Origin of the sequence: Bacillus sp. FH (assembly GCF_052216825.1) — a bacterium.
Classification (GTDB): domain Bacteria; phylum Bacillota; class Bacilli; order Bacillales; family Bacillaceae_G; genus Bacillus_A; species Bacillus_A paranthracis.
The window spans coordinates 1,116,194-1,132,716 of sequence record NZ_JBQOUU010000001.1; the positions used below are offsets into that span (position 1 = coordinate 1,116,194).

At 36.2% G+C, this 16,523-nt stretch carries 15 protein-coding genes; 5 read left to right on the plus strand and 10 right to left on the minus strand.

What is annotated here, in order from left to right; all coding sequences use genetic code 11:
- The 7 genes from priA to ACTT1L_RS05880 all read right to left on the minus strand — a co-directional run bounded on the left by priA (position 1) and on the right by ACTT1L_RS05880 (position 8,657).
- Entirely contained in the window at positions 1-2,406 is a 2,406-nt protein-coding gene (gene priA / locus ACTT1L_RS05850) for a primosomal protein N' (RefSeq protein WP_000666727.1), read from the minus strand.
- A complete protein-coding gene (gene coaBC / locus ACTT1L_RS05855; RefSeq protein WP_000911757.1) occupies positions 2,403-3,608 on the minus strand; it encodes a bifunctional phosphopantothenoylcysteine decarboxylase/phosphopantothenate--cysteine ligase CoaBC in 1,206 nt (401 codons plus the stop codon). The genes priA and coaBC overlap by 4 nt, the downstream gene beginning before the upstream one ends.
- Positions 3,609-3,780: 172 nt before the next feature.
- A complete protein-coding gene (gene rpoZ, locus ACTT1L_RS05860) occupies positions 3,781-3,993 on the minus strand; it encodes a DNA-directed RNA polymerase subunit omega (protein ID WP_000933970.1) in 213 nt (70 codons plus the stop codon).
- A 2-nt stretch (positions 3,994-3,995) separates the two neighbouring features.
- A complete protein-coding gene (gene gmk, locus ACTT1L_RS05865) occupies positions 3,996-4,613 on the minus strand; it encodes a guanylate kinase (RefSeq protein WP_001257738.1) in 618 nt (205 codons plus the stop codon).
- 13 nt (positions 4,614-4,626) lie between these two features.
- Entirely contained in the window at positions 4,627-4,890 is a 264-nt protein-coding gene (remA, locus tag ACTT1L_RS05870; RefSeq protein WP_001251458.1) for an extracellular matrix/biofilm regulator RemA, read from the minus strand.
- A gap of 67 nt (positions 4,891-4,957) precedes the next feature.
- Positions 4,958-5,833, minus strand: coding sequence for a YicC/YloC family endoribonuclease (locus ACTT1L_RS05875; protein ID WP_071741801.1), 876 nt, complete (start codon positions 5,831-5,833; stop codon positions 4,958-4,960).
- A gap of 100 nt (positions 5,834-5,933) precedes the next feature.
- The gene (locus ACTT1L_RS05880) at positions 5,934-8,657 is read right to left on the minus strand and encodes a calcium-translocating P-type ATPase, SERCA-type (protein ID WP_001104746.1); all 2,724 of its coding nucleotides are present in this window, start codon (positions 8,655-8,657) and stop codon (positions 5,934-5,936) included.
- Positions 8,658-8,762: 105 nt separating this feature from the next.
- On the opposite strand from ACTT1L_RS05880, the gene ACTT1L_RS05885 reads away from it, so the two are divergent.
- Positions 8,763-10,472, plus strand: a complete 1,710-nt coding sequence (locus ACTT1L_RS05885; RefSeq protein ID WP_000863254.1) for an Rqc2 family fibronectin-binding protein — start codon at positions 8,763-8,765, stop codon at positions 10,470-10,472.
- Positions 10,473-10,521: 49 nt separating this feature from the next.
- Here ACTT1L_RS05885 and ACTT1L_RS05890 read toward each other — a convergent pair whose 3' ends face one another.
- Positions 10,522-11,703, minus strand: coding sequence for a lysozyme inhibitor LprI family protein (locus ACTT1L_RS05890; protein ID WP_071741802.1), 1,182 nt, complete (start codon positions 11,701-11,703; stop codon positions 10,522-10,524).
- A gap of 282 nt (positions 11,704-11,985) precedes the next feature.
- Between ACTT1L_RS05890 and ACTT1L_RS05895 the strand changes: the two genes are divergently transcribed.
- Both ACTT1L_RS05895 and ACTT1L_RS05900 read left to right on the plus strand, forming a co-directional pair.
- Positions 11,986-13,056 carry a M24 family metallopeptidase gene (locus ACTT1L_RS05895; protein ID WP_071741803.1) on the plus strand — a complete coding sequence of 357 codons (1,071 nt, stop codon included), beginning with the start codon at positions 11,986-11,988 and terminating at the stop codon, positions 13,054-13,056.
- Positions 13,057-13,139: 83 nt separating this feature from the next.
- Entirely contained in the window at positions 13,140-13,664 is a 525-nt protein-coding gene (locus tag ACTT1L_RS05900; protein ID WP_001012018.1) for a DinB family protein, read from the plus strand.
- A 35-nt stretch (positions 13,665-13,699) separates the two neighbouring features.
- On the opposite strand, the gene ACTT1L_RS05905 is transcribed toward ACTT1L_RS05900, so the two are convergent.
- Both ACTT1L_RS05905 and ACTT1L_RS05910 read right to left on the minus strand, forming a co-directional pair.
- Positions 13,700-14,068 (minus strand): YoqO family protein, encoded by a 369-nt coding sequence (locus ACTT1L_RS05905; protein ID WP_001208265.1) that lies wholly within the window; start codon positions 14,066-14,068, stop codon positions 13,700-13,702.
- A 15-nt stretch (positions 14,069-14,083) separates the two neighbouring features.
- Positions 14,084-14,449, minus strand: coding sequence for a YoqO family protein (locus ACTT1L_RS05910; RefSeq protein ID WP_071741804.1), 366 nt, complete (start codon positions 14,447-14,449; stop codon positions 14,084-14,086).
- A gap of 164 nt (positions 14,450-14,613) precedes the next feature.
- Between ACTT1L_RS05910 and ACTT1L_RS05915 the strand changes: the two genes are divergently transcribed.
- Together ACTT1L_RS05915 and ACTT1L_RS05920 are read left to right on the plus strand one after the other, a co-directional pair.
- Entirely contained in the window at positions 14,614-15,999 is a 1,386-nt protein-coding gene (locus ACTT1L_RS05915; RefSeq protein WP_071741805.1) for a hypothetical protein, read from the plus strand.
- 167 nt (positions 16,000-16,166) lie between these two features.
- On the plus strand, positions 16,167-16,421 hold the full coding sequence (locus ACTT1L_RS05920; protein WP_001003915.1) for a YbeF family protein: 255 nt from the start codon (positions 16,167-16,169) through the stop codon (positions 16,419-16,421).
- The last annotated feature ends 102 nt before the right edge of the window (positions 16,422-16,523 follow it).

A 16,523-nucleotide genomic window follows, 5' to 3' on the forward strand; every position in this document is an offset into this window, starting at 1 on the left:
CTACATTAACATTGTTGGATTAAAATCAATTGAGATTTGTAGCTCTTTTTGCATTTCTGCTTGATAATGTTCATTTACCATTTTGAGCACGTTCTTTAAGTTTGGTTCCCGTTTGTATTTTATCATGCATTGATAACGATATCTATCTTTTATCCTTGGAATTGCTGAAGCAACCGGTCCTAACACCATCGTTTGCTGCGAACAGTGCGTCCGTAAATGACCGACAATTTTTTCCGTCACTTGTACTGCTTTTAATAATTCCGGATGAGATACCGTCACAAGTACAACATAGTAATAAGGTGGGTATTGTCTCGTTCGCCTCATTTGCATTTCTTGATCAAAAAACACATCATATTGTTGGTTCTTTGCTAACTCTATACTATAATGTTCTGGCGTATACGTTTGAATTATAACTTCCCCTGGCAATTCATGTCGGCCTGCTCGTCCACTTACTTGCGTCAATAACTGATAAGTCTTTTCACTCGCCCGGAAATCAGGTAAATGAAGCATCGTATCAGCAGTTAAAACACCAACAAGCGTTACTTTCGGAAAATCTAACCCTTTTGCAATCATTTGTGTTCCAAGTAATATATCTGCTTTTTCTTCCCCGAACGCCTTTAATAATTTCTCATGCATCCCTTTACGACTCGTCGTATCTACATCCATTCGAATGACTCGTGCCTCTGGAAATAGTTTTGTAATTTCTTCTTCTACCTTTTGCGTACCTGTACCAAAGAAACGAATGTATGTACTTTGACAAGCAGGACACGCAGTCGGCATATTTTCTTCGTAACTGCAATAATGACATTTTAAACGATGATTCATTTTATGATATGTCAGCGAGATATCACAATGCGGACATTGTACAACGTACCCGCAATCACGGCACATAACAAATGTAGAATGACCTCTTCTATTTAAAAAGAGCACCATTTGTTCTTTCTTTTCTAACCGATCTGCTATTTTTTCATGCAGTGCCTTTGAAAACATGGAGCGATTCCCGTCACGAAGTTCTTCACGCATATCAACAATCTCTACTGTCGGTAAAGCTTGTTCGTTCATACGTTTTTCCATCGTCAGTAATTCATACACACCTTTTTTCGCTCTTGCAAACGATTCAAGCGTCGGTGTTGCACTACCAAGAACGATAGGGCATTTATGATATTGTCCTCTCCACACAGCTACATCCCTTGCATGATACCTCGGATTATCTTCTTGCTTGTAGCTCGATTCATGTTCCTCATCAATGATAATAATCCCTAAATTTTCAAAAGGAGCAAATACAGCTGAACGTGCACCAACTACGACTTTCACTTCTTTTCTTAAAATCTTACGCCATTCATCATATTTTTCTCCAACAGACAGCGCACTATGAAGAACTGCAACTTGTGAGCCAAATCTACCTTTAAAACGATCTACCATCTGAGGCGTTAGTGCAATTTCAGGAACAAGTACAATAGCTTCTTTTCCTTTCTCGAGCACCGCTGCTATAGATTGTAAATATACTTCTGTTTTTCCGCTTCCTGTAACACCATATAGTAAAAATGGATTGTAAGTTTCATTTGTAATTGATGATAAAATCGGTGTAATAACTTGCTTTTGTTCCTCAGTAAGTGGGAATGGTTTCGTTTGTTCAAAATCGTCATCGTCATACGGATTTCGGTACACTTCCACATACTTTTCTGAGAGTAGTCCCTTTTTAACAAGTGCTTTAATTGGAGCATCTGTTATTTGTAACTCTTCTGTTATTACTTTCAACGGTACACTTTTATAATTTTCCACAAAATAATAGAGGACATCTTGTTGTTTTTTACTTTTCAGTTCAAATGCTGCTAATTCTAATTTATCTTCTGGCAACTCCGGTTGAACGACTCTTTGTTTCTTCTTTTGTACCTTATCTTTTACTTGATAAACGACTTCAATCGTGCCATGTTTAATTTCTTGTTGAATCGTGCGGTATAGCTGTGGCTGCGTCTCAATCGCTTCCCAATCTATCGCTTCTTTGTCCTGAAATAAAAACAGTAGTTCAGGTGCTACTTCTTCTTGTTTACGAAGTTGTAGACGTTTTTTATATGTTGCTTTTATCGCCGTTGGAAGCATAACTTGAAAAGCTGAAATCATATAACATAACGTTTCACTTGTAAGCCAATACCCTAGCTTTAACAACTCTTCATTTAAAACGGGTGTTACATCTAAAATTTCATGAATTGTCTTTAACTTCTTACTTTCTACTTCAACCGAATCTTTAATCCCAATAATAAAACCTTGCAATTTCCTTGGGCCAAACGGAACTACTACACGCATGCCTGTCTGGACAATATCTTCCCATTTTTTAGGAATAATATAATCAAATGGTCGATCTGTCTGACGTGCAGGTACATCAACAATTACACTTGCAAATTTCATAGACGATCATCTTCTAACATTATTTCAATTTGCTTTAATATTTCACGAGCAACCTCTTTCTTCGTTAAAAGTGGCAACTCTATAACTTCTCCATCTTTTCTATACATTGTTACAATGTTCGTATCTGTACCAAATCCAGCTCCTTGCGCCTTTACATCGTTTGCAACAATCATATTCGCATTTTTCTCACGTAATTTTTTCGTTGCATATTCCTCTACGTTTGTCGTTTCAGCCGCAAAACCGATAAGTAACTGTTTGTCTTTCATCTCACCTAACGTTTTTAAAATATCTACTGTTCTCTCAAGTTCAATTACAGCATCGCCATTTTTCTTTTTCATTTTATTATCATGAACATATTTCGGACGATAATCTGCAACCGCTGCTGTTTTAATGACAACATCTACGTCTTCATAATGTTGAATAACCGCCTCTAACATATCTTGTGCAGATTCCACTTGCACCGTAGTTACATGTAATGGTGGATGTAATGCTGTCGGTCCCGAAACGAGTATAACATCAGCGCCTAAGTTCGCTGCCACTTCCGCAATCGCGTATCCCATTTTTCCAGAAGAAAAATTAGTCATAAAACGGACTGGATCAATCTTTTCACGAGTTGGGCCAGCAGTTATTAATATTCTTTTTCCTTGTAGTGGTTTTTGCTCTGAAAAAGCCTCTTCTAACCGTGCAATAATCGCTTCAGGTTCTTCTAATCTTCCCTTCGCTACATAACCACACGCTAAAAAACCTTCTCCAGGCTCAATAAATGTATATCCTAACGTTTTTAACGTCATCATATTTTTTTGAACAATTTTATTTTCATACATATGCACATTCATAGCAGGTGCAATCCACACTGGGGCTGTAGTAGCTAACAAAGTAGTTGTAATCATATCATCTGCAATACCGTTAGCTAACTTTCCAATACAATTGGCTGTAGCAGGTGCAACAAGTACAACATCTGCCCAATCTGCTAAATCGATATGAGCAATAACAGCTGAGTCTTTCTCATCGAATGTATCCGTATATACATCATGGCGAGAAAGCGCCTGGAATGTAAGAGGTGTAACAAACTTCATTGCCGACTCACTCATCATTACTTTTACAATAGCACCAGATTGTGTCAATTTACTCGTTAACGCAGCCGCTTTAAAGACCGCAATGCCTCCTGTTACACATAAAAGTATCTTTTTCCCTTTTAGCATATGGCTCGTCCTCTTTCTTTTTCAAACTTATAATACTGAAACAAGATTATCAGCTCATCAGTATCAATATTTCTTCCCTACCGTAAAAAAATAACAACCTACTTGTAAATAGGTTGTTACCGTTACATAGAAAATTATAAAGTCTATGTTTTAAATTGTCGAAGACAAAGTCTTATTCAGTTACTTTATCTTCACTTGGTACGTAGCTTAACGCTTCCATATCGATTTCTTCTAATGCTTTACCTACACATTTATGAGAAACTGGTTTTTCTACAACACAGTTATTAGCAAGTTGCATTTCGCGCGCACGTTTTGCAGCCACTGTTACAAGTGTATATTTAGAATCGATTTTTGTTAATAATGAATCAATTGATGGATTTAACATAATTATAGACCCTCCGTCATTTCTTTATAATATTTTGCTACTCTTTCGCGGCGGCAATGTTCGCCAACCACAATTGCTTTAATTCTTTCACAAGCTAGTTCAACTTGGTCGTTTTCTACAACGTAGTCGTAAGCGTCCATCATATCAATTTCTTCTTTCGCTACCGTTAAACGATTTTCAATAACATCTTCAGTTTCTGTACCACGACCGACAATTCGGTTCTTTAGTTCAGATAAACTTGGAGGTGCTAAGAAAATAAATACACCTTCTGGGAAAGCTTTCTTAACTTGAATTGCTCCTTGCACTTCAATTTCTAAGAATACATCTTTTCCTTCTTGTAATGTTTTTTCAACATAGTCAATTGGTGTTCCGTAATAATTACCTACGAACTCAGCCCACTCAAGTAATTTTTCATTACGAATCATTTCCTCAAATTCTTCTCTCTCTTTAAAGAAATAATCCACACCATCCACTTCACCTTCACGTGGCTTACGTGTCGTTACTGAAATGGAGTACTGAAAACGTGTATCCTCATGACTAAACAGCTCTTTTCGAACCGTTCCTTTACCAACCCCAGAAGGTCCTGAAAGAACGATGAGCAATCCTCTTCTACTTCTCATAAATATGTAAAACCTACCCTTCCTCACTTAACTCTTCTTTATTATTCAAACGATGTGCAATCGTCTCTGGCTGAATTGGACTTAATACAACATGCCCATCATCCATAACAATAACCGCCCTTGTTTTTCTCCCATACGTAGCATCAAGCAAAGCATTATGTTCGCGTGCTTCCTGTACTGTTCGTTTAATAGGAGCTGACTCCGGACTTACAATAGCAATAATTCGATGAGCAGATACAATATTTCCGTATCCAATATTTAAAAACCGCATGGCCATAGTTTGCGCCTCCTAGTAAGTCTATCCGATTTCTCCACCACGTATAACTTTATATATTTTTTGAAAGCTACTCAATATTTTGTACTTGTTCACGAATTTTTTCAAGGTTATTTTTCATTTCTACAACATATTTTGAAATTGTTAAGTCATTTGCCTTAGAACCAATCGTATTAATTTCTCTATGCATCTCTTGCACGATGAAATCCATTTTCCTTCCAACAGGCTCTTCAATCTGCAGTGTTTCATGGAATTGTTCTAAATGACTTTGCAAACGAACTAACTCTTCGTGAATATCACAACGCTCAGCAAAAATTGCAACTTCTGTTAGCAATCTTTGTTCATCTAGATCTTGATTATGTAATTCCTTTAAGCGATTTTCTAATCGTTCACGATATTTTTGTGTAACAATTGGTGCATGCGGAATAATAGCATTTACACAATTATGAATCTCTTGTAAGCGATACGCTATATCTTTATGTAATCGTTCTCCTTCGCCATCTCTCATCGTTTTTAACATATGAGCAGCTTGGCGAACAGCCTCATATAAACTGTTCTCAAATTGTTCATTTACGTTTTCTACCTCTTCAATCGCTGTTACTTCTGGCATTGCCATTAATTGCTCGAGTGTAATAGAATCTTGTAATTGAAATTTTCCTTTTATATCTTCCATAATCGATTGGTACTGCTCAAGAAGCGACCAATTCACACTTAATTTTCTTTCAACAAGCCCTTCACCCGCTATACTAATAGACACTTCAATACGTCCACGGCGAACTTGCTGTGCAATTATTTTACGAATTTTGTCTTCAAATACCGTCATTTGCTTCGGTAGTCGAATACTCATCTCTAGAAAACGGTGGTTCACCGATTTCATTTCTACTGTAATTTGAAAAGTATCACTCTCTACTTTCGATCTTCCAAATCCTGTCATACTACAAATCATTTTTTATCACATCCAAGCCATGAAATAACTCAATGAAAAAGGTAATAGAGACAAGGCTCTACTACCTTCTGTAAATTATATCACATTTTCATATCATTGACTATTTCAAGTTTAATCCCTTCTTATATAATATTGGCTTTTCCTTCTTCCCCTTCTTCCCTGTTAATAAAGAGCCTACTAATAAGAAGGTCGGAATTGACGATAAACCTCCAATTAACAACCAATCTCTCGCTTGTATTGGCATCGTGCTAAAAATCGGTTGTAACGGTGGATAATATATAACGACTAGCATGAGTAGTAATGAAATGATAACCGCTCCTACTAAATACACATTTCCAAACGGATTGCGGTGGAAAACAGAATGCTCACTTCGGCAATCAAATACATGAATCAGCTGAGCAAGTACCAATGTTGCAAACGCTACAGTTTGTGCATATTTCAGTTCATTTGGATGTTGATTATACGCAATAATAAATGCTACTAGCGTCACTGCCCCAATTAGAAAGCCACGACTTATAATTTTCCAGGCAAGCCCTCTAGCAAATACCCCTTCTTTCGGATGACGCGGCGTTCTCTTCATCACGTCTCCCTCGGCCTTATCCAAACCTAACGCCATCGCCGGTAAACCGTCAGTAACTAAATTCACCCATAAAATTTGAATTGGAACCATCGGCAGCGGTAGTGCAAGTAACATGGCAAATAACATGACCAAAATTTCTCCAACGTTCGATGCTAATAAATAACGAATAAACTTACGTATGTTCTCGTATATATTTCTACCTTCTTTAATTGCTGATTTTATCGTAGCGAAATTATCGTCCAGCAATACGAGAGATGAAGCTTCTTTTGCAACATCTGTCCCTGTAATTCCCATCGCTATCCCAATATCCGCAGTTTTTATAGCTGGAGCATCGTTTACTCCATCACCTGTCATCGCCACTATATGTCCTTTATTTTGCAACGCCTTAACAATTTTTAATTTATGTTCTGGTGATACACGAGCAAATACATACGTATCTTCTACAACATTTTCTAATTCTTCTACATCCATAGTTGCGAGTTCTACCCCTTCAACAACGCGTCCACCTGGTGGTAAAATGCTTAATTGTTCTGCAATCGCCATTGCAGTCACTTTATGATCACCTGTAATCATCACTGTTCGAATACCAGCTTCTCTGCACTCTTTTACTGCCTGCTCTACTTCTGGTCTTGGCGGATCAATCATTCCTTGTATTCCAACTAACATAAAATCTTTTTCAACATCTCTTTCATGTTCAATTGAGTCTGTTACTTTTAAAGGCTTAAAAGCAACTGCAATTGTTCGAAGTGCTTGACTACCTAAGCTATGAATAGCCGCCTGTACTTCTTTTCTATACAACTCACTTAATGGTTGCTGCTTATCCCCCCATAAAATCGTTTGACTCATTTGCAGAAGGACATCTGGTGCTCCCTTCGTAACGACAAACTTTTTCCCCTCTCGATCTCGTACAATAACACTCATCATTTTTCGAGTTGAATCAAACGGAAATTCACGAATAATTTCAAATTTCCCTTTCAGCGCCTCACGCGTTATCCCCGCTTTCATTGCTGCAGCTACAAGCGCCCCCTCAGTTGGATCTCCATCTAATACATACGCCTTTTTCTTTTGAATAATATTTGCGTTATTACATAGCGAACCAAATGTAAGTAGTTGATAAAGTGATTTCGTCTTAGCTGGATTAATTTCTTTTTCACCTTTCATAAAAGAGCCATTAGGTTCATACCCTTGGCCTGTCACTTTCCACAATTCTCCACCTGACCACATATGTGTTACCATCATTTTGTTTTGCGTCATCGTTCCTGTTTTATCAGAGCATATGACAGAAGCACAGCCTAACGTTTCTACTGCTGGTAACTTCCTTACAATTGCTCTCTTTTTTATCATACGCTGTACACCAAGCGATAAAGCTACTGTAACGATTGCTGGTAACCCTTCTGGAATAGCAGCAACAGCTAGCGACACGCCAGCTAAAAACATATGATATACTTCATTCCCTTGATACACACCAGCTAACACGACAAGCGCTGTCAAAATAAGAGCCACAATAATTAATATTTTTCCAAGTTGCTCTAATCTTCTTTGCAATGGTGTTTCCATTTGCTCTGCATTTTGCAACATATTTGCAATTTGGCCCATCGCTGTATTCATACCCGTTGCTACAACGACTCCTGTTCCAGACCCTCGTGTAATCATCGTACCCATAAAAGCCATATTTTTTTGATCACCAATTGAAACATCTTGCCCTTGCAACGCTTCTACTTTCTTCTGCACTGGAACTGACTCTCCTGTTAAAGCTGATTCTTCAATATATAAACTCGACGCCTCAACAAGACGTACATCAGCTCCAATACGATCGCCACTAGAAAATTTAATAACATCACCTAAAACGAGTGCTTTAGACGGTGCCTTTACCCACTTTCCATTTCGCAGTACAGTTACTTGCGGGGCGGCTAGCTCTTTTAAAGCTTCCAATGACTTTTCAGCCTTTCTTTCTTGAAAAAATCCGAGAATACCATTGATAATAACAATTGCCACAATCGCAATAGAATCAATGTATTCCCCTAAAAAAGCCGAAACGATTGTTGCACCAAACAAAACAAGCACCATAAAATCTTTAAATTGCGCCAAAAATACCATTAGTGCAGAAGGCCTCTTTGCTTCATCTAGTTCATTTGTACCAAATTTTTTAATTCGCCCTTCTGCTTCTTTCTCTGTAAGTCCAACCTTCACATTCGTATTCGTTCTTTCTTCCACTTCATGTGCACGCATTCCATACCAGTTCATCCTGCTATCGACCTCCTGATTCCAGACATACTCTATTGAAAGCTTATTCAGCCTCGTCCAAAAAAATGCTATAATTAACTTTTAGTTAGAAAGGAGTGTTCATTTATGGCATTCGATGGATTATTTACAAGAGCGATTACACATGAAATTGCAAATTCTCTTTACACGGGAAGAATTTCAAAAATATATCAACCTTCAAAATACGAGATTTTATTACATATTCGAGCAAACGGAAAAAATCAAAAACTGATTCTTTCCGCTCATCCGACATATGCACGTTTACACTTAACAAATCAAAATTATGATTCACCTGCACTTCCGCCAATGTTCTGTATGCTTCTTCGTAAGCATTTAGAAGGTGGATTCATTGAAAAAATTGAACAAATTGATTTAGAGCGTATTATTCAAATTACCGTTCGTAGCAGAAATGAAATTGGTGATGAATCGCTAAAAACATTAGTAATTGAAATTATGGGACGACATAGTAACATCATTTTAGTAGACACAAAAACAAACAATATTTTAGATAGCTTAAAACACGTTTCCTTAGCAGTAAACCGACATCGAACTGTATACGCTGGAGCTGAATATATTGCACCACCAGCACAACATAAAATTAACCCACTTCAGATCGAAACAAATGATGAATTTATTAGACCGCTGGACTTTCTATCTGGAAACATGGATAAACAGCTAGTCGGAACCTTTACCGGAATATCACCGTTATTCGCAAAAGAAGTAGTGAAAAAAGCAGGTATGGTAAATGAAAAAGCATTAGCTGACGCATTTTTCTCCATACAAAAACCATTATTAACTCATACATATTCACCAACAATGACTACTTCAAATGGGAAAGAATTCTTTTATCTTTTCCCTCTTGCGCACTTAGCTGGAGAAGACAAGACATTCTCATCTGTTAGTGAATTGCTAGACCGTTTCTTTTTTGGAAAAGCAGAGCGTGACCGTGTAAAACAACAAGCTCATGATTTAGAGCGCTTTATGCAAAACGAAAAAAATAAAAATGAGAAAAAACTCATTAAACTAGAAAAAACATTACAAGATGCTGGAAAAGCAGATAAATATCAACTATTTGGAGAACTACTTACAGCCAATATGTACGCTTTGAAAAAAGGCGATAAAGATATTGAAGTCGTTAACTATTATGATGAAAATGGCGGAACTGTAAAGATCGCATTAGATCCTTTAAAAACGCCATCTGAAAATGCACAACGCTATTTCCAAAAGTACCAAAAAGCGAAAAATTCCGTTGTTGTTGTAGAAGAACAAATCGAAAAAACAAAGGAAGAAATTCTTTATTTTGATAGCTTACTTCAACAAATGGAAGCTGCTTCTTCAAAAGATATTGAAGAAATTCGTGAGGAATTAGCTGAAGAAGGTTATATGCGCAATCGTAAAACGAAAAACGGAAAGAAAAAGCCTACTAAACCAGTATTAGATAAATATGTAGCAAGTGATGGCACAGAGATTTTCGTCGGTAAAAACAATAAACAAAATGATTATTTAACAACGAAATTTGCCCGTCGTGATGAAATTTGGTTACATACGAAAGATATACCTGGTTCTCACGTTGTCATTCGTTCTTTAGAACCTGCTGAAGAAACTTTACTAGAAGCTGCCAAAATTGCTGCTTATTACAGTAAAGCAAAAGAGTCTAGTTCTGTACCTGTTGATTTCACCAAAATACGCCATGTGAAAAAACCGAGTGGTGCAAAACTTGGTTTTGTTACGTACGACAATCAGCAAACTGTTTATGTAACACCCGATGCTGATACTGTAATGAAATTAAAAGCTTAAATAAAAAAATGCGTTGCTTATAAGCAGCGCATTTTTTTATTCGTTCCAACTAGTTCATATACCCATTCACTAATTCATAACATCTTTCTTTTGTCATCTTGTATTTCTCTTCTGAAGCATCTATACGTCTCATCGTCCCGTTATTTGTATCAGTACCAATTGCTTTAACCTTACTTTCCTTTTCTTTAACCCACGCAATTTGTTTCGTTTTTAATGACTGAAATGCATCAGGGGACATCGTATTTTTTAATGTACTGTAAATTTCATTTAGTTTATTATCCCACAGTTCATAATTTCCTTCTATTTCATTTACTATGTCATTTGTTGACATGACATTTGTATGTTTTTCTTGGTTTTCTAGAGCCGCTAACTCATTTAAAGCTTTAGTTTTACCTACTGCTGACGAAGTTTCTTTTTTAGTCTGCTTCTCTTCTTTAGAAATAGCATGCGTACTCATGCTATTTTCCTTAATGTTTTCGTGTTCTTGACTATTATTTTCTTTCGTTTCTTTTTCCTGCTTTTGCTCATCTAAATCATATGTAATAACCGATGTTTTTGCATCTACAGCAATTAATCTAGCATTTTCTTTAAAAATATATTTTTTGTCACCACTGTTCTCCTCTTTAACAAAATCGACATTCTTAAAGCCTCGAATTTTCAGAAACTCACTAGCTTCTTCCTTCGTAAGTTTTAAATCTCTCGGTGTATGCGATGACCATTTATCCATTAACCATTTTCCATCTTTATAAACGAAAATAAATTCCCATATCTCTGCTTCATTTCCCATATCATTTGAAGGTATAATCGTTTCAATCGTTAAATTTTTATCTTTCTGTGTATACGTTAATCTCATTTCTGGTTCAATATTAATAGGGAATGGCAACATATCTGTCTCTCTAGATCTATTAAATGTTTCAAGCGAATTAGGAAGCTGGTTCTCTACAAATTTTTCTGTAACCAATCCCTTAACTCCTTTTTTCGCTGTCGCCAAATCTCCTGGATTATTTCGACTCCATCCATTTTCTTTTTCCATCTCACTAAATGCATTTGCTATTGCATCTACACTCTTTCTTACAATCTTTTTCGCTTCTTTTTCTGTCACTTCTGGGGCTTCATCAAGCTGTTCAATCGTTTCATTTGCTTGAACTTTGATTTCACTTTTTTCACACCCTGTTACAACTAGCATACTAGCAGCGAAGCAAAATGACATGACTTTACTTAATTTCTTCATATACTCACATTCCTTATTCCTATTTATTCGTTACGCACCTTTATCTACAAGAAAACATAACGACCTCTTATTATACCAATTATCACCATTTATTTATACAAAAAATATAATATTAGAATTGAAAGATTATAATATGCAAGTTTACATTACTGTATAAATTTTTGACATCCTCATTTTATATTTGTCTAGTTTTTTTGACACAAAACTCCCGCTTCTCTTTTATTGTCAATAAGTATATTGGCACAAGTTTTGCTTTATTAAATATAAAAAGGAGGCATTAAAATGAATATAAGAATAACTAATATCCAAAAACAACTACATAAGTACGGAATTGACGGGTTACTTATTACAAAAAAAGAAAACCGCCAATATGCAACAGGCTTTACAGGTAGTGCTGGCGCCGTCTTAATCTCTGCCGATCAAGCTGTTTTTATAACAGATTTCCGCTATGTAGATCAAGCAAAATCACAAATAAAAGATGCTGAAATTATTATGCATAAAGGAAATTTAAAGGAAGAAGTTGCAAATCAAGTGTCAAAATTAAACATTCAAAAACTCGGAATTGAAGAAAACAACATGACATTGCAACAATATAAAAACTTGCAAAAGTACGTACAGGCGGAAATGATTCAAGTTTGCGAAATTATCGAAAATATTCGTATCATTAAAGACACGCCTGAAATAGAAATAATGAAAATTGCAGCTAATATTGCGGACGAAGCATTTCACCACATTCTTACGTTTCTAAAACCAGGAATAAGTGAAAATACTGTACGAGATGAATTAGAGTTTTTCATGCGAAAAAAAGGTGCTGCATCTTCATCATTTCAAATTATTGTAGCTTCTGGTGTTCGTTCTTCCCTTCCACATGGAGTTGCATCAAATAAAATAATTGAACGAGGCGACATCGTTACATTAGATTTCGGTGCACTTTACGACGGATATTGTTCCGATATAACACGTACTGTAGTAATCGGGGAACCATCAGAAGAATTCAAAAAGATATACAATATTGTACTTGAAGCATTAAAACGCGGGACTGAAGCGATTAAACCTGGAGAAACTGCAAAACGTATCGATGATATAACGAGAAACTACATTACTGAGCATGGATACGGTCAATATTTTGGACATTCTACTGGTCATGGTCTTGGATTAGAAATTCATGAACCTCTCCGCCTATCCCAAGAAAGTAAGGCTACTTTAGAAGAGGGTATGGTCGTTACAGTTGAACCAGGTATTTACATACCGAACTGGGGCGGTTGTAGAATTGAAGATGATATTGTCATTACAAAAGACGGATATGAAGTTATTACAAAATCAAATAGAGAACTAATTGTAATCCCTTGTTAATATTTTGAAATTTCCAACAGGATTTTTTCTCTGCACATAGAATTCCTTCTCTGGAGTATTCGTTTCAAGAGGGGGAATTGTAATTGAACTTTGTAATCGATAAAATAGATGGTTTACATCCTGAATTTTCCAAACTAGTTTCCATGATGAATTACGCTCGCTATACAACAATGCAAGCGGTGGAAGATTTAACAATGGAAGAACTTGATTATTTATATAATGAGGAAGCAAATTCAATCGGCATGCTATTATATCACATGGCTGCTGTTGAATTTTACTACCAGATTCATACTTTTGAAGACCGCGAACCAACGGAGGCCGAACTAGAAAGATGGTTACCTGGCCTCGAGTTAGAAGCTCTTGGACGTGAGGAAATAAAAGGAAACTCTATAGAATTTTATATTGATACATTACAAGAAGTACGTTCCAAAACAATTGAAACATTCCAATCGTTACCTGATGAATGGCTGTTTAAAACGACAGACTTTTGGTATGACAAACAAGCAAATAACTATTTTAAGTGGTTTCACGTATTTGAAGATGAAATCAATCATCGCGGACAAATTCGTTTAATTAAGAAGATGCAAAAAGCTCATTCAATAAAGTAAGAAAGTGCCACCAGATAAGGTGGCACTTTCTTCTATTATTCATTAACGAATAGCTTTTCATTTACTGTTTTAGTGACTACCGCTACCAACATTAAAATGCAAATTAAATATAGCAATTTCGTAATAAATAACCACCCTTGAAACATTACAATTCCATCTATTATCTCATTTCCCTTCAGTAACAAAAACGGAATCGTACTAATTATCATGACAAACTCAATACTGAATACAATTTTCTTTTTTCGGCTATATGCTTTCCACTCATCCCAGCGATACATAGGAGCAAAAATCAATACTCCTATACATAATATAACTGGTACCCATTCACTTTTTAAAAATTGCCCTGAAATAACTGATAATAGTAAACAAACGAGCACACCATAATAACCTATTTTCTCTCTCATTCGTACTCCCCCATTCTACTTCTCCTTTAATATGTAACTTGCTATGCTTATAACAATTCTTAGAAAAATAACTACTACAATTACAATATAAAGACTTTTTGCAGACGACATCCATTCTTGAAAAATAGACATTTTCTTCATTTGTTTCTGACCCTCTATTAAAATAACTCCTACGAATAATGAACAAACAACGATGATACCTATCATAATTCCAATACTTTTCTTGCTATATTGTTTCATATCATCCCAGTTATATAAAAGTATAAGTACAAACCTAAAAACAGGTATAATACTGATCCATTCATTGCTTGTAAACAAATTTAAAATGATTAATAGACTACAAGAGAGAATAAAGCCCCAAAACCCAATTATTTTGCGCATAAGCCTCCTTTAATTCCATTTTTAGGATTAATTGTATTTTAACATCCATTTTTTAACCTTGCCACTACGGTACATGAAATTTTGGTTTTTCGGTTTCCTATACTCACATACTTTCCCTACTTTCATACAATAAACTACACGAATGCCTAAAGGATGTGAATGTTATGGGAGTTGAATTAACGCTATTACACGCTCTCTATGTTATTTGTTTACTCACCATTATTACCTTTTTTATTTTCCGAAAGGATACGACGATTATTTGTATCGTTTTCATCTTTTTATTAGCATTAACTGCTACAAGTTCTATCCCTCTTGCCGTTAGCGGCATTTTTCAAAGTTTTATTTACGCTATTACTGAGCTATTACCAACTATATTAATCATTTCCATTATCGTATCCATGAGCAATTTACTCGTTCATACTGGCATAAATGATACAATGATTTCACCATTTACAAAGATGATTCGTACCCCTACCCTCGCCTACTGGATTATCGGTCTTTTGATGATGACAATTTCTTTCTTCTTTTGGCCTTCTCCAGCTGTTGCCTTAATGGGAGCTATTTTATTACCGGTTGCTGTACGTGTCGGCCTTCCGCCAATTGGAGTGGCAATTGCTATGAACTTATTCGGTCATGGGATTGCTTTATCCGGCGACTTCGTTATACAAGGCGCACCAAAATTAACCGCAGACGCTGCTGGTCTTCCTGTTTCTAGCGTTGTTTCTGCAAGTGTTCCACTCGTTATCGTTATGGGCATTGTGACAACTTCCGTCGCTTTTTTCTTCTTACGAAAAGAATTTCATACAGGCTTATCTATACAAGAGTCTATTTCATCAACTGCGTCTTCTAAAACACTCACTTCATTATCTACTCGGACAAAAAAATGGCTCGCTATTTGTATTCCGATCGTATATGCCATCGATATCCTTTGCATGATTCAATTTAAACTACAAGGAAGCGACGCAACTGCACTTATCGGCGGAACAACTGTTATTATGATTATCATCATTTCTCTCATCGCCTACAAAGGTAATGGACTGAATAAAACGACCGATTACTTTATAGAAGGGCTCCAATTTGGCTTTAAAATTTTCGGACCAGTTATTCCTATCGCTGCACTCTTTTATTTAGGAGATAGTGGCTTTTTGAAAATTATCGGGGACTATTTACCAAAAGGTTCACACGGAATCATTAACGACTTAGGCATCGCTTTATCTCAAACTGTTCCTTTAAATCAATATGTATCGGCAGGGACATTAACTATCGTTGGTGTCATTACCGGCTTAGATGGATCAGGTTTTTCAGGTATATCACTTGCTGGTTCCATTGCCAATCTTTTCGGAACAGCACTTGGCCATGGAACAGCTACATTAACAGCACTCGGGCAAATTGCAGCTATATGGACCGGGGGCGGGACGTTAATTCCTTGGGCACTTATTCCTGCCGCTGCGATTTGTAAAGTCGATCCATTTGAACTTGCACGTCGAAACTTTTTACCAGTTATGATTGGCTTAATTGTCACCACGATCGTTGCGATGTTTATTCTATAGCGTAAGCAAGTGTTCTCTTGCTTACGTTTTTTGCTTGTAAAATTCATCATGAATGATCAGTTTTCAAGAGGGATTCGTTATTACTTAGCGAAATTATATTAGGAGAGTAATCATTTCAAAACGTTTATAAGAAACAGATTACTGCAATTAGAAAAGGGGACATACCTATGAATGAATTGATTTTCGTCTTATTAATTTGTCCGTTATTTATCTTTATCGTATCTGTTATTGGAACACGCAAAACGAAAACGTATTACGTAATGCCGATTGTAACGTTTGCTAGTTTTTTAATAATAGGTGTTATCGCCTTTACTCCAAAATTTTTCTTTTGGGTTGGCATGTACAGCATCTTCTCATTTATTGTTTCTTATATGACGCTATTGTTTGTGAAAGGATATGAGGTTGCTGAAAACGCTAAATAGTTGTTAGCAAGGAGACAGGAATATGATTTTCTTTGATATTGATGGAACTTTACATGAAGTTTTAACAATAATATAAAAAAACGACTGCGTTCCCCCGCAGTC

Bases quoted from the DNA above. Each gene is read 5' to 3' on its own strand.
- priA (WP_000666727.1), bottom strand. From the start codon at position 2,406: ATGAAATTTGCAAGTGTAATTGTTGATGTACCTGCACGTCAGACAGAT.
- coaBC (WP_000911757.1), bottom strand. From the start codon at position 3,608: ATGCTAAAAGGGAAAAAGATACTTTTATGTGTAACAGGAGGCATTGCG.
- rpoZ (WP_000933970.1), bottom strand. From the start codon at position 3,993: ATGTTAAATCCATCAATTGATTCATTATTAACAAAAATCGATTCTAAA.
- gmk (WP_001257738.1), bottom strand. From the start codon at position 4,613: ATGAGAAGTAGAAGAGGATTGCTCATCGTTCTTTCAGGACCTTCTGGG.
- remA (WP_001251458.1), bottom strand. From the start codon at position 4,890: ATGGCCATGCGGTTTTTAAATATTGGATACGGAAATATTGTATCTGCT.
- ACTT1L_RS05875 (WP_071741801.1), bottom strand. From the start codon at position 5,833: ATGATTTGTAGTATGACAGGATTTGGAAGATCGAAAGTAGAGAGTGAT.
- ACTT1L_RS05880 (WP_001104746.1), bottom strand. From the start codon at position 8,657: ATGAACTGGTATGGAATGCGTGCACATGAAGTGGAAGAAAGAACGAAT.
- ACTT1L_RS05885 (WP_000863254.1), top strand. From the start codon at position 8,763: ATGGCATTCGATGGATTATTTACAAGAGCGATTACACATGAAATTGCA.
- ACTT1L_RS05890 (WP_071741802.1), bottom strand. From the start codon at position 11,703: ATGAAGAAATTAAGTAAAGTCATGTCATTTTGCTTCGCTGCTAGTATG.
- ACTT1L_RS05895 (WP_071741803.1), top strand. From the start codon at position 11,986: ATGAATATAAGAATAACTAATATCCAAAAACAACTACATAAGTACGGA.
- ACTT1L_RS05905 (WP_001208265.1), bottom strand. From the start codon at position 14,068: ATGAGAGAGAAAATAGGTTATTATGGTGTGCTCGTTTGTTTACTATTA.
- ACTT1L_RS05910 (WP_071741804.1), bottom strand. From the start codon at position 14,449: ATGCGCAAAATAATTGGGTTTTGGGGCTTTATTCTCTCTTGTAGTCTA.
- ACTT1L_RS05915 (WP_071741805.1), top strand. From the start codon at position 14,614: ATGGGAGTTGAATTAACGCTATTACACGCTCTCTATGTTATTTGTTTA.
- ACTT1L_RS05920 (WP_001003915.1), top strand. From the start codon at position 16,167: ATGAATGAATTGATTTTCGTCTTATTAATTTGTCCGTTATTTATCTTT.